12 protein-coding genes are annotated in these 12,739 nt (G+C 36.0%); 3 read left to right on the top strand and 9 right to left on the bottom strand.

The window, feature by feature from the left end; genetic code table 11:
- Positions 1-24 precede the first annotated feature (24 nt).
- The 8 genes from LQV47_RS00165 to LQV47_RS00130 form a co-directional block, all read right to left on the bottom strand.
- Positions 25-282, bottom strand: a complete 258-nt coding sequence (locus LQV47_RS00165) for a phosphopantetheine-binding protein (RefSeq protein ID WP_230032446.1) — start codon at positions 280-282, stop codon at positions 25-27.
- A gap of 98 nt (positions 283-380) precedes the next feature.
- Positions 381-923, bottom strand: coding sequence for a 3-oxoacyl-ACP synthase (locus tag LQV47_RS00160; RefSeq protein WP_230032444.1), 543 nt, complete (start codon positions 921-923; stop codon positions 381-383).
- Positions 924-930: 7 nt separating this feature from the next.
- Positions 931-2,064 (bottom strand): beta-ketoacyl synthase N-terminal-like domain-containing protein, encoded by a 1,134-nt coding sequence (locus LQV47_RS00155; protein ID WP_230032441.1) that lies wholly within the window; start codon positions 2,062-2,064, stop codon positions 931-933.
- Positions 2,061-2,489 carry an acyl-CoA thioesterase gene (locus LQV47_RS00150; RefSeq protein ID WP_230032439.1) on the bottom strand — a complete coding sequence of 143 codons (429 nt, stop codon included), beginning with the start codon at positions 2,487-2,489 and terminating at the stop codon, positions 2,061-2,063. Before LQV47_RS00150 ends, LQV47_RS00155 begins: the two co-directional genes overlap by 4 nt.
- A 55-nt stretch (positions 2,490-2,544) precedes the next feature.
- On the bottom strand, positions 2,545-3,813 hold the full coding sequence (locus LQV47_RS00145) for an ABC transporter permease (RefSeq protein WP_230032437.1): 1,269 nt from the start codon (positions 3,811-3,813) through the stop codon (positions 2,545-2,547).
- Entirely contained in the window at positions 3,800-4,558 is a 759-nt protein-coding gene (locus LQV47_RS00140) for an ABC transporter ATP-binding protein (protein ID WP_230032436.1), read from the bottom strand. The genes LQV47_RS00145 and LQV47_RS00140 overlap by 14 nt, the downstream gene beginning before the upstream one ends.
- 1 nt (position 4,559) lies before the next feature.
- A complete protein-coding gene (locus LQV47_RS00135) occupies positions 4,560-5,555 on the bottom strand; it encodes a BtrH N-terminal domain-containing protein (RefSeq protein WP_230032433.1) in 996 nt (331 codons plus the stop codon).
- 56 nt (positions 5,556-5,611) lie between these two features.
- The gene (locus tag LQV47_RS00130) at positions 5,612-6,016 is read right to left on the bottom strand and encodes a hypothetical protein (RefSeq protein WP_230032430.1); all 405 of its coding nucleotides are present in this window, start codon (positions 6,014-6,016) and stop codon (positions 5,612-5,614) included.
- 365 nt (positions 6,017-6,381) lie between these two features.
- On the opposite strand from LQV47_RS00130, the gene LQV47_RS00125 reads away from it, so the two are divergent.
- The 3 genes from LQV47_RS00125 to LQV47_RS00115 all read left to right on the top strand — a co-directional run bounded on the left by LQV47_RS00125 (position 6,382) and on the right by LQV47_RS00115 (position 11,794).
- Complete coding sequence (locus LQV47_RS00125; RefSeq protein WP_230032426.1) at positions 6,382-9,294, top strand: M16 family metallopeptidase; 2,913 nt, start codon at positions 6,382-6,384, stop codon at positions 9,292-9,294.
- 465 nt (positions 9,295-9,759) lie between these two features.
- The gene (locus LQV47_RS00120; protein WP_230032420.1) at positions 9,760-11,238 is read left to right on the top strand and encodes a hypothetical protein; all 1,479 of its coding nucleotides are present in this window, start codon (positions 9,760-9,762) and stop codon (positions 11,236-11,238) included.
- Positions 11,239-11,254: 16 nt separating this feature from the next.
- A complete protein-coding gene (locus LQV47_RS00115) occupies positions 11,255-11,794 on the top strand; it encodes a DUF6705 family protein (RefSeq protein ID WP_230032418.1) in 540 nt (179 codons plus the stop codon).
- 504 nt (positions 11,795-12,298) lie between these two features.
- Here LQV47_RS00115 and LQV47_RS00110 read toward each other — a convergent pair.
- Entirely contained in the window at positions 12,299-12,736 is a 438-nt protein-coding gene (locus LQV47_RS00110) for an ABC transporter permease (protein ID WP_230032417.1), read from the bottom strand.
- Positions 12,737-12,739 lie beyond the last annotated feature (3 nt).

Genomic DNA, 12,739 nt, shown 5'->3' with positions numbered 1-12,739 from the left:
ACACCGTTAGATTGTTATATTAATTTATTTTGTTCTGTTGTTTTCGATGAATTGAGCCATGATTTCGATAGATTGGAAAATTTCCTTTCCTTTTTTAGGATCAGCTAATTTTATTCCGTAATCTTTATCGAGAAGGACGATGAGTTCCAAAGCATCGATAGAATCAAGTCCCAGCCCGCCTCCGAATAATGGATCTGTATCTTTTATTTCCTCTACAGAAACATCTTCAAGGTTAAGAACTTCAATAATTTTGTGCTTCAATTCGGTTTTTAAGTTTTCCATAAAAAGTTTTAATTTAACAATGTACCAATATAACAGTTTACCAATGCATTAATGACTTATCATTACTACATTTTCAGATTGCCAGATGGTTACATTTTTTATAAGGTTAGCAAATATACAAAAGCTTTATAATTTTCCTGAAACAATTCAACCCAGCCACATAATACTTTATCTGCTTTTCCGGACCGGAGAATCTGTTCCGAATAATTGTTTAAAAAATTTTCATCAAATTCATCCAAAACAAAAAAAGCATTCTCCGTCTGCATTTTATGTTTGATGCTGATTTCACCTACGCAAATATTGGGCAAGGTGTAAACAAATACAGCAGGACTTGGAAAATAGTTTTCCTGAGAATTAATGCTTTCCTGATATTTGAAATCAGTATCAAGACTGGATGATGTGTTGGCAAGAACCAAAGCGGTCCGGCTATGATCCCCGTTTTGCAATATCATTTCAGCAGCAAGGAAGGCCAGTTTGCTTAAACTGTCCATTTTGTGGAACTTGGGATAGTTCAGTTCCAAACTTTTATAAGCTTCTTTTGCAAATTCAGGAAAAGAATGTGTTTCACTTTCAAAAACAACGTTTCCATCAACGGCTATTTTTGAATTTTCCAGGGTACAGGTGGTTATTTTCTTCATCATATTCATTTTAACATTTTTCCAACACCACTGCTGCATTACATCCTCCAAATCCTGAAGCAGTTTTCAAAATATATTGAATGGTTGCAGTCTTATTTTCTCTGATAATATTAAGGAGTTGGGATACGCCCATTTCTTCAAAATTCTTAGACGGAAGTAACATATTGTGACGGGCACTTTCCATTGAGATAATGCTTTCCAGGAGCCCGGAAGCTCCAAGACAATGTCCGTAAAAACCTTTCATGCTGTTTAACGGAGCATTTTGAAGTTCCATTCTGTTGAATGCAATAGCTTCCATTTCATCATTGTACAGGGTGGCCGTTCCATGAGCCGAGATAAAATCAATTTGCTCTGAAGAAACCTTTGCTTCTGTCATGGCATTTCTGATGCTGGCATATAGGCCGTCTCCGGTTCTTGAAGGTCCGGAAATATGATTGGCATCATTAACCGCGGAGTCACCTAAAACTTTAAATCTGAATTTCTCATTTTCAGAAGGAGAGAAGGTGATATATACCGCTGCCCCAGCTTCTCCGATATTTATTCCGTTCCGGTTTTTGTCATAAGGCTTACAGGGCTCTGTACCAAGGGCCTGGAAAGAATTAAAGCCCGAAATCACAAATTCTGTAATTTCATCTCCTGCGATCACAAAAGCGTCTTTATAGTATCCTGCCTGAATCATATTTTTGGCAACAGCAATAGCCATTACTCCGGAAACACAGGCATTGGAAACAACAATGGGTTTAGTTTTAAACCCAAAGAAATCTGCAATTTTCTGTGCTAACACAGCAAGGTAAGCACCTTCGGGTAAAACAGTCTGATTTTTTAATAAACTCACATTTCCTTTTGTGGTGGAAAGGATAAGTGCCGTGTTTGCTGTGACAGGATGGTTCTCTATCAGAGGTTTCAGGCTTAGAAGGATCATCTTCTCCAGCCTTGTGAAACTTTGATTTTCAAAGTTTTTACTGAATTCTTCGTTCAGCTTTTCAGAATCAATCATAGAGGCGTACACAGCCTCCTGATTTTCTGTAATTTTATGTAGTGCTACTCCTGATTTCCCTTCTAACAGTGAACTCCAGTTGGAATTTACATTAAATCCAAGGGGAGTAACGCAATTATAATCTGTAATAAAAATTTCCTTCATCATGATAATCCCATTTTATCTTTCCAGCTTTGAAAAAACTCCGGATTGTAAAGACATAAATTTCCTTCGCTGTCCAGGAATACCTGGATGGTTTCTCCACTGCAAACCAGTTTGTCCTCCTGGTTGAAAAGCTCATATTTGTAGATCAGCTTGGCTGAAACTGTATTAATAAATGTAGTGACAATTCTGAAGGTCTCACCATATTTTAAAGGAAGAAAATGCTCACAGGTACTTTTTACAATAGGCGTTACAAATCCTGCCTTCTGAATATCAAGATATGTAAGGCCATGCTGACGGCCAAAGGCCTCTCTGCCATCTTCAAAATAAACAATATAATGACCATGCCAGACAATTCCCAGCGGATCTGTCTCATTGAACCGTACCCTTACTTCTTCGGTACAGGTTAATATGTTTTTTTTAGACTGCATTTTTTCTTTTCTTCCTATATTTTTTTCTTTCTGTGAGGTTCAGGAAACTCCTGATTTAAACATTATGGAGTTTTCTTTCGTAAAAAATCGATATGGATATGGTGGCAAGGTAAAATACAAATAAAAATACTAATTCTTTAGCAATTCCACCAATTCCGCTGTTCCTTAAGATAATGTCGTAATAAGCATTCAGCCCCCAGTTCATAGGAGAGAACTTGGCTACGGTCTGCATGAATTCAGGCATTAAAAATACGGGAACCCATATTCCTCCGATAGCGGCCAACACAACAACCGAAGTGGCTCCAAAAGGTGCCGACTGTTCCTGGGTATCCGCTATGGTACCCAGCAAAACACCAAATCCAATGGCTGCAAGCCCCGAAAACAAGGTTACCATAATAAGCTGAAACATTTTTCCGGAAACATCAAATGCCGGAAGATCCATATAAGGAAAAAGATAGATTCCTACTGCTACCATCAATAAAAACTGAATGATACAAATGATAAGGTATGTAAATGTTTTTCCTAAAATATGAACAAAATAAGGAGTAGGGCTTATTCTTGCCCGTACACTGGTTCCCTGACTTTTTTCTTTTACCAGATTGATAGATAGCGGAACAACGATGAAAAAGATAGCAAAAAGGGCCCATGCAGGAACGTTATGCTGAACGGAATTCGGCATCACATCCATTTTTCCTTTCTTAGGGGTGATCTCTTTAAAGCTGATCAGATTTTTATTCTCGCTGAGGTTCTCTGTTGTTCCCAGCTGCTCCTGGAATGCTTTATAAATTTTTTTATTCTCGATTTCAAAAACCATCTTATTGACAGAATTCATGACCGAATTTTTGAATCCTGCATTGGTAGCTGGATCAAAGTATAAGTGAATTTCTTTTGTTTTTGAATCCGGTTTTCTGACTGCTGCAGAATCTGTTTCCAATCCAAATGAACTTACTATCGTCTGAACTTTTGAATCAATATTGGAATTGAGGTCTTTTGTCAGATTTTCAGGAATGACAATAGCCATCTGATACTCTCCTGAGAAAACTGCTTTCTGAGCAGACTTTTCGTTGAAATTGGTCAGTAGCAGGAATGTCTTGCTGTTTTCCAGTTCCCCTTTTATACTTTTGGAAACCTCTGATTTGTCATTGTCAATAAAAATAATCGGGATTTTTGAGCCTTCAAGATTTTTAAAGGTGGAATCCTGAATCAGGGTAATGGTAACAATTAAAAGCAAAGGCATCACAAAAATGATGACTATTCCTCCGATATCTCTTTTCAGGAGAAGAATTTCCTTAATAAAGCTTCTCCACAGTTTATACAACAACATCTCTTAATTCTTTTCCGGTTAATGAAATGAAAACATCCTCCAGGTTTTCGGCGTGAGCAATCTGAGAAACCAGCTCTTCAGGGGTTCCTACAGCATGAATCTTTCCTTTATCAATGATGGCAATTTTTGTACAGAATTCTTCGGCCTCGGAAAGGTGATGTGAAGTATAAATGATACAAGTCCCGTTTTTATTCAGTTCCTGAAGAAAATCAATAATCACTTTTTTGGATTGAACATCAACTCCTACCGTGGGTTCATCCAAAAATAAAACTTTCGGGTTATGAAGTGTTCCTGCGATGAGGTTACAACGGCGTTTCATTCCTCCGGAAAATTGTCCCACCTGTTTATCGGCAAACTTTGAAAGCCCCATCATTTCCAGGGATTCATCAATAGCTTTGAGGAGCTGTTTATGTTTTAATCCATACAGGCTTCCGAAAAACATGAGATTTTCTCTTGCCGTAAGCGTAGGATAAAGTGCATATTCCTGAGGGACAATACCAATGATCTGTCTGATTTTAAAATTATCCTTCTGGGGAGACATCCCATTGATCAGGAATTTCCCGGAAGTGGGCTTGATAAGTCCAGAGAGCATGGAAATAAGGGTGGTTTTACCGGCTCCGTTAGGTCCAAGAATTCCGTAGATTTCATTTTTGTCAATATTCAACGTGATATCATTGACAGAAAATTCATCAGAATTTTTGTATTTTTTATATAGATTTTTAACCTCAATCATATTTTCTGCCATATCAGATTGCTTTTCTCAGTTTTTTATAGAAAGCTTCTTCGAGATCTGCAATATGAAGCATTGTTTTTGAAAGTTCATTGTAGATATTGCTTTTTGAATTTCTGTTTTTATACACTCTGGCAATGTCTACAGCAAAATCTCTCCAAAGGTCACCAATAGCTGTAATTTCCTGTGACAGTTCTTTTAACTGTTCATTTTTGAGGATTACTGCCGCTTCCTGAAGAAAGGCTCCGTAAATAAATCTGAAGCCACCTCCGCCGGTCCCTATTTCTTCCTGCATTCTGATCAGCTGCCCCAGATAGTGGTTGGTTACCTTTGTGCCTTTCTTTTCTGCCCATTTAGGGATGCTTTTGGCTACCCATCTCATGGCTCTCACACCAATAAGGGGTACCGGTGCCAGCATATTTTTACAGGTATCTTTGATTCCTTTCTTTATAGCTTCTTCAAGATTGATATTTTGAGGAACATAGACAGGATAATACATATGTCCTTTTGGGGGAAGGGCTCCTTTGGCATATCTTACTTTTTCCAGTTCGGCTTCCGAAAGTGAGGTGACATAATCCATGACAGGATCACTGATCAGGAATTTTCCGTCTTCTTTACCATATACCACAAGGTTGTGGGCATTGAAGTGAAATTTATATTCTTCAGGGAAATATGTAAGGTTGAAAACTCCTACCTGTAGCCCTGTAGGGATATTTTGCTCCAGATTTCTTTCCAGTGCTTTTTGAGCGTCCTGAGGATTGGAAAATTTCTCTCTCTTTATTTTAATTCCCAATCTTTTGGCTGCTTTGCTGAAAATAGCACCGGGCATCGGACGATAGCTGAAGCCGGGAGCAAAATTTACCTTTAAAAAGGGAAGATAGACGAAAAATAATCCGGAACCTATTCCGAAGATCATAGGCTCACTTAGTTTCAGTCCTTTATTAAGCAGTAGATTAGAAGCAACACCGTTTTCGCAATGCGCAGTCTGATGGTGTTCAAAGTTTAATTTCATTTGCAGCTTTTATCTTTTTCATTGGTTCAATGGAATTTTGCATAGAATGCTTCCATTTATTTCCCATCGAAGTTTTTTAATTCATCCACTGAAATTCCAAATGCATCAGCATATTTTTTCAGTGCAGTTTCGCTTAGTGTTGTAAATATTCTGGGCTTAAAATGTCTTTTCACCCTCCATTGCCACATTCCTACATAAGAGGCAAGTACTCCAAGATCCATTTTATTCAGCTCCATAAAATAAACGATAGGACTTACAGTTTTATTGGCAACGTTTTGCTTGGCTTCCTCAATTCTTTCATAAATGAGCTCCATAGATTCATCCAAAGCAGCTTTCTTTGCATCCCAGCCTGTGCTGTTTGCTGTAGTATAGTTGTTATTTTCGTCCGTTACATACAGTACTTCTGTCATGTTGGCGGATTTCAGGTTGCTTTCGTCTTGAGGTAGGTCTTGTTTTTTCATCTAAATAATACTATTTTTTAGATTCCAGATGAAAAATAGTTCACCTGTTTTGATTTTTTTAATCAGTTGGCTAAAATAGTGAAAATACATTATATGTAAATCATATTAAATTTTGAGGAGTTATTGTCGTGGAGTATAGTTATATGGAAGGATAATTTTGAGTTTTTATCAAGTTTGATCGAATATGTTTTTAGCTTTTACTATTATTTTAATTTAAACATAACTCATCGGAAAGAATATCATCCTAACCTTCAATAGGCTTTTATTATTTGTCTTGTAATGGATTTGCTGTAACAAGTGTATTGTATTGTGAGACTAATGTTTTTGAGAAATCTGATTATAAAATTAATTGTTAACTACCAACTATGAAGAAATTTTTTATTTCTGTTTCGCTTTTCTGCATGTTAAGTGCAATGGCACAGAAATTCGAGACACAAAAACTTACGGATGCCCAAGGGTATACCTATGAAACGGTAAAGAATGATCAGGCCGGTGTAAGAGTATATACTTTGAAAAACGGACTGAAGGTTTATCTTGCAAAAAATGAAGATGCTCCGAGAATTCAAACCTATATTCCTGTAAGAACAGGATCTAATAATGACCCAGGTGATAATACGGGATTAGCCCACTACCTTGAACATATGGTCTTCAAGGGTACATCCAATCTGGGAACTCAGGACTGGGCAAAGGAAAAGGCTTTGCTACAGCAAATTTCCGATCTTTATGAGCAGCATAAAGCTGAAAAAGATCCTGCAAAGAAGAAAGAACTTTACAAAAAGATAGATGAGGTATCTCAGGAGGCTTCAAAATATGCCATTGCCAATGAATATGACAAGGCAATCTCTTCACTGGGAGCAACAGGAACCAATGCCCATACGTGGCTGGATGAAACGGTTTATAAAAACAATATCCCATCCAACGAACTTGAAAAATGGCTGAGAGTAGAAAAAGAGCGTTTTTCAGAATTGGTACTGCGTCTTTTCCATACAGAGCTTGAAGCGGTGTATGAAGAGTACAACAGAGCTCAGGATAATGACGGACGTCTTGTAAACTATGCTTTAATGGAAGCTCTTTTCCCTAAACACCCGAACGGGCAGCAGACAACGATTGGAACTTCAGAACACTTAAAGAGCCCTTCAATGGTAGCAATTCATAAGTATTTTGATACCTATTATGTTCCTAATAATATGGCTGTCGTATTGGTGGGAGATATTGACTTTGACAAAACTATAAAATTAGTTGATCAATATTTTGGTGCTTTCAAATACAAAGACCTTCCGATGAAAAAGATGGTAACAGAAGAGCCTATGACAAAAGTGGTTTCCAGAACTGTAAAAAGTCCGTCTACACAAAGAATGACCATGGCATGGAGAACAGATTCTTATGGAAGTCAGGAAGCAAGATTGGCAGATGTTGTTGCAGAGATCTTAAGTAATAATGGTGATGCCGGATTAATTGACCTTAATATTAATCAAAAGCAAAAGACCCTTGGAGCAGGTGCCTACGAATCACCGTTCAAAATGTATGGTCTGTTTGCGTTGACCGTAACTCCTAAAGAAGGGCAAAGTTTTGACGAAGCTAAAAAGTTATTGCTTGATCAGCTGGATCTTGTGAAAAAGGGACAATTTCCGGACTGGATATTCAAAGCTATTATAAATGATAAGAAAGTTCAGCGTATGAAAGGCTGGGAAACGGCAGACGGGTTAGCTACAGAACTTTACGATTCTTACATTAAGGGAAGAACATGGGAACAGGAACTTGATGAGATCAATCAGTATGAGAAGATCACAAAAGCTGATGTGGTAAAGTTTGCCAATGAATTCTTTAAAGATAATTACGTAGTCGTTTATAAAGAAAAAGGGGTCAATGATAAGCTTGTAAGGGTAGAAAACCCGGGAATTACTCCCATTAAACTGAACAGAGATGTTCAGTCTCCTTTTCTTAAAGGTATTTTAAGCACAAAAGTAGCTGAAATCAAGCCTGAGTTTATTGATTATAAAACAGCGATTCAAAACTCACAAGTGAAAGATAAGACGGTAAGTTTTGTAAAAAATAAGTATAATGAAATTGCCCAGGTAAGTTATGTTTTTCCTTTCGGAACGGATAATGATAAAGAGCTTTCTATTGCAGGAACTGTTTTTGGATATCTGGGTACAGACAAATATACTCCCGAGCAGTTAAAAGAAGAATTCTATAAATTGGGAATCAGCAACAGCATCAGAACTTCCAACGATCAGATGATCGTTACCCTGACCGGTCTTGAGAGCAATATGAAAAAAGGGGTAGAGCTGATGAATCACTGGATGACGAATGTAAAAGCAGATAAAGCAATATACAGTCAGACCGTAAAAACGATCCTGGAGGCCAGAGCCGTAGGAAAGAAAGATAAAGGGAGAATCATGGCTGCTCTTTCGAATTATGCCAAGTATGGTAAGGATTCAAGAATGACGGATATTGTGTCTAAAGAGCGTCTTGAGAGCATAGATGTTACGGAGCTTATCAAAAAGATTAAAACACTGAATCAGTATCCTTATCAGATATTCCTTTACGGACAGGATCAGTCGGGGATGGAGAAAGCGGTTAAGCCTTATGTTGTGAATGCAAGCCTTCAGCCTGCAAAAGCTAAAGAATATGCAGAACCTGCCACAACCGGAAAGGTGTATTTTACCAATTATGATATGGTGCAGATGGAGATGGCGAAAGTGGCAAAAGGAAGTACGGTAAACCTTAGCAATTTTGGAAAATCAAATGTTTTCAACGAATACTTCGGAAGAGGCCTTTCCTCAATTGTTTTCCAGGAGATCAGAGAAAGTAAGTCTTTAGCCTATTCAGCCTATGTTTCTTATGGTAATGCATCAGAAAAAGGACATGCAAATTATGTTACTAATTATATAGGAACACAGTCTAATAAGCTTCCTTTGGCGGTAAGTGCAATGAACGATCTGATGGCAGAATTGCCACAAATCCCGGCACAGTTTGATAATGCAAGAGGTTCTGCCCTGAAGCAGATTGCTTCTAACAGAGTAAACAGAACGAATATCTTCTTTAGCCAGCTTGCACTGAAAAAACTGGGTATTGATTATGATATCAGAAAAGATACTTATGCAGAAATCCAGGGGCTAACATTGCCTCAGCTTACAGGATTCTACAATACAGAAGTGAAACCTGTACAATACAATACAGCAATCATCGGTAAGAAAGAAAACCTGAATATGGAATCGATCAACAAAATGGGTGAATTCCAGGAAGTGTCTCTTGAAGAGATCTTCGGATATTAATCTTTTGGATTTATAATAGTAAAAAGTGAGGCAGGAATGTCTCACTTTTTTATTGTTCATATGAGCTTGTTTGTGATGATGCAGGTTTCACGGATTTGTACAATGTTTCACGTGAAATACATCCGTATGATATTTTTTTTATCAAAGCCTGGAGTAATTTTTTTACGATGTAATTATTTGAATTATATTGTTTTATAGTTTTGTCCTAGAGAAGGTGTTATCTTTTTAACTCCGTATTTTTCAGATTTTAATGACAATGTAATGCTAAATCATCTTGGGAAATGCCTTTAGCTTCTCTGAATCTTTTTACTTTTGTGCCTATGCTCATATTATCGATATTTTGATCAAAAATAACAAAATATCGATGATGTTGAAAGAAAAATTATTTTAGTTTTGTAGAAAATAATCACCTCAAGGTGTATTATCGAATTATTTAATATATTTACGATTCTAACAAACACATTTATGAACAAAAAAATTTTCAGGCTACTCCTGTTAGTTGTCTTTAGTTTTTCATTGTATTCCTGCATTCATGAAGATTTTGAAAGCTCAGATCAGGAGACATCAAAGAAAAAATTTAAAATTTCTGAAATTAAAAACAACAAAATTCTTAATGATAGTGAAATTTCAGCAGAAATTACTAAAATTCAAGTCGAAAAATTCAAAAGCATTTCAACTTCTAAGAGTTTGCAAGATTCTATTTTAGACGGTGTAATAATTAATACGGAAAATGTTTTACTGGTAGAAAACGGTACCCAAAAAACATATACTTTCCCGATTAAAAGAAGCTTTGCTTCCTCAAAAATTGAAAATTTAGTACTTAAAAAAAATGCTGACAGTACTTTTAGTGGTGCTTTACTCCAATATGATTTGACTAATGAGGAAAAGGCTTTAATGCTAACCGGACATTATGTGGATTTGACTAATAAAATTAAATTTTATGACATTAGCAAAATTTCTATAAATCAAAACCAAAAAGTTGTTACAGAAGCCATCGGCTGTTTAGAAATAACATGGGAAAATGGTGTTTGCGCTTCAGGACAACATGCTTATGGAGAATCCGGCTGTACACTTTCAGGAAGCCTAGCAGCGGGAAGCCCTACCGTAATTTCGGTAGTTAATACCTGTGGAGGCGGGGGTGGAAATCCCGGGTCAAATAATGATCCTAATTTTCCTGGAGGTGGAGGTGGTTCTGAAGGTGGAAATGGTGGTTCTGAAACTACTCCATATGATGGAGACTTAATGACTTTGCCACCAATGTTGAAAAACGATTCTGATTGTAATAAAGCAAAAGCTATTTATAATAACACGGCTGTAAAATCCCGATATGAAAGTTTACAGGCTCATACAAGAGATGGACATGAAACAGGGTATGGTTTTAAAACTATTGCTGTAAATGGTACGACTACAACGCAAACAGAACCATTAAATCCAGATACAGTAAGTCCTGATCAAATGCATTTAGTGATCCAAGGGACAAGCTTTGGGTATGTTCATACCCATATTGAAAAAGTAGAACCAAAATTAGCTGTAAAAATATTTTCTCCCGCAGATATTAACACTTTTTTGGCGTATCTTCATAATGCAAAGCAAAATAGCATTCCTTTTGGTAACATTTTTGGCGGTATGCTTGCAGAAGAATATGGAGGAAACGGAACAAATTTTAATATTTACCAGATACAGTATAACGGAAATGGAACAGATTTACCACCGGAATTGACGGAAGAACAAAAAGCAACTTTTAGAAATGATTACCTAAAAGAAGCTCAAGCATATTTAACAGAAGATTTTGACATTAGCCACTACAATATGCAGAAATTATTTTTTAAAACATTAAAGAAAATGAATTTAAAAGATTGTGTACTGTTTAAGATAAAAAATGGAATTAGAAAGAAAATTACTCTTGATGAAAATGGCGAACCTAAAGAAGAATTGTGCGCATAAAATCAAAAATTATATTATGAAAAACTTATTATTACTATTTATAGTATTTGTTTCCTGCTCTTACCCTAAAGCACAAGAACAGATTATACCTTTAGAGACTAAAGGAGGAAGAACTGCAGGTGCGTATTACAAAGATTTAGATAATGAACTTTCTCCCTTTGTAGGAACTTGGAAAGGAACATTTCAAGATAAAACTTTTATTATTACATTTTATAAAATAAAATATTACAATTCACTTAGTGATTATTTCCAAGATTCTATAATTGGAAAATATAAATTGTTAGATTCAAATGGGAGTGAATTGTACTCTACTTATAATCTTGCTGATAATAAGGCGAAAATTTTAAGTATTGGTTTTAAGAACTATAAGACAAAACTTTGGTTTTCATTTACAGACAAATGTATAGAAGGAGATATATTAATCCATTTTACGAATGTAGAAAAAAACCAAATATATTGGAAGTATATTACTGATCAAACTATAGTAACTAATACTGCTAATTGTGCGCCTTTTAACGAAATGCCAAGAGATGAATTTATTTTGAACAAACAATAAATGAAAAATTTGGCGGTATGATAAAACATATAAGAGTAGATATGCCTTGCCCTGAGAAATAGGAAGATAGCAAGATTCTTTTCAAGGTAGATTCTGTGAAAAATGCTCTAAATGTGTGGTAGATTTTACAGAAAAAACAGATCAAGAGATTCAGAATATTATTAAGAATGCTATTGGTCAAGAAATCTGTGGAAGAATTTCATTTCCTTTTTCTAAAATTGCAGCGGAACTTGTTTTAGTAGCCAATCTTACTTTTGTTCGAGTTCAATCTAAATATTTCATATTTGAAGACAAAATAGCAGAAATTATTGCAAGAAAAAGCTATTTGAATAGTTTACACTTATTATATTCAAAACTTAAGATAAAAGAGGCCATCTCACAACTCGTGAAAACGGCCTTTTTTATGAACTCCTATATGAGAAGGGTTTTTCGTTTAAACGATTCTCAACCCACATCGTTTAGTTGTGAGACGGCTTCTTTATTTTATAGATATGCGGAAAAAAATTACACTTCCTGGATAAAAAGGTTAATATCAGCTCTGATTAATAATTCATCATGATTGAACGTTTCGCAGAAGATGTGGCAAATGTTTTCAAACTGGGAAACAAGTGAAGCTTTTGAAATAATTTTATCCCCCACTTTCGGAAGGGCAAAAACTTCAATTTTTTTGATATTGGTAATAAAACCGATCACTTTCGTATCTGCTTCAGGATTTTCGAAAAAACTCTGTCCAAGAATGGAAGAACAGGTTTGTGCCAGATTTTCAATCAGCCCGGCTTCAACGAATTCATTGTTATGAACAAAGATATTCTCTTCTTTTATTTCAAAGGAAGTCACAACTTTTTCTTTGGTTAATTCCAAGATATGATCAGCCATCAACATCGGTTCACGGTGAGGCAGAAAGTTGTGTATATTGATCATTTGGTCTTCCCTGATTTCCATTAG

It is taken from the genome of Chryseobacterium sp. Bi04, assembly GCF_918698085.1.
Taxonomy (GTDB): Bacteria; Bacteroidota; Bacteroidia; order Flavobacteriales; family Weeksellaceae; genus Chryseobacterium.
The sequence above is the reverse complement of the archived record's forward strand: the minus strand, read 5'-3'. Positions and strand labels throughout refer to the sequence as shown.

What these genes read in the sequence shown, in the direction of transcription:
- LQV47_RS00165 (WP_230032446.1), bottom strand. Translation starts at nt 282, where the DNA reads ATGGAAAACTTAAAAACCGAATTGAAGCACAAAATTATTGAAGTTCTT.
- LQV47_RS00160 (WP_230032444.1), bottom strand. Translation starts at nt 923, where the DNA reads ATGATGAAGAAAATAACCACCTGTACCCTGGAAAATTCAAAAATAGCC.
- LQV47_RS00155 (WP_230032441.1), bottom strand. Translation starts at nt 2,064, where the DNA reads ATGATGAAGGAAATTTTTATTACAGATTATAATTGCGTTACTCCCCTT.
- LQV47_RS00150 (WP_230032439.1), bottom strand. Translation starts at nt 2,489, where the DNA reads ATGCAGTCTAAAAAAAACATATTAACCTGTACCGAAGAAGTAAGGGTA.
- LQV47_RS00145 (WP_230032437.1), bottom strand. Translation starts at nt 3,813, where the DNA reads ATGTTGTTGTATAAACTGTGGAGAAGCTTTATTAAGGAAATTCTTCTC.
- LQV47_RS00140 (WP_230032436.1), bottom strand. Translation starts at nt 4,558, where the DNA reads ATGGCAGAAAATATGATTGAGGTTAAAAATCTATATAAAAAATACAAA.
- LQV47_RS00135 (WP_230032433.1), bottom strand. Translation starts at nt 5,555, where the DNA reads ATGAAATTAAACTTTGAACACCATCAGACTGCGCATTGCGAAAACGGT.
- LQV47_RS00130 (WP_230032430.1), bottom strand. Translation starts at nt 6,016, where the DNA reads ATGAAAAAACAAGACCTACCTCAAGACGAAAGCAACCTGAAATCCGCC.
- LQV47_RS00125 (WP_230032426.1), top strand. Translation starts at nt 6,382, where the DNA reads ATGAAGAAATTTTTTATTTCTGTTTCGCTTTTCTGCATGTTAAGTGCA.
- LQV47_RS00120 (WP_230032420.1), top strand. Translation starts at nt 9,760, where the DNA reads ATGAACAAAAAAATTTTCAGGCTACTCCTGTTAGTTGTCTTTAGTTTT.
- LQV47_RS00115 (WP_230032418.1), top strand. Translation starts at nt 11,255, where the DNA reads ATGAAAAACTTATTATTACTATTTATAGTATTTGTTTCCTGCTCTTAC.
- LQV47_RS00110 (WP_230032417.1), bottom strand. Translation starts at nt 12,736, where the DNA reads ATGGAAATCAGGGAAGACCAAATGATCAATATACACAACTTTCTGCCT.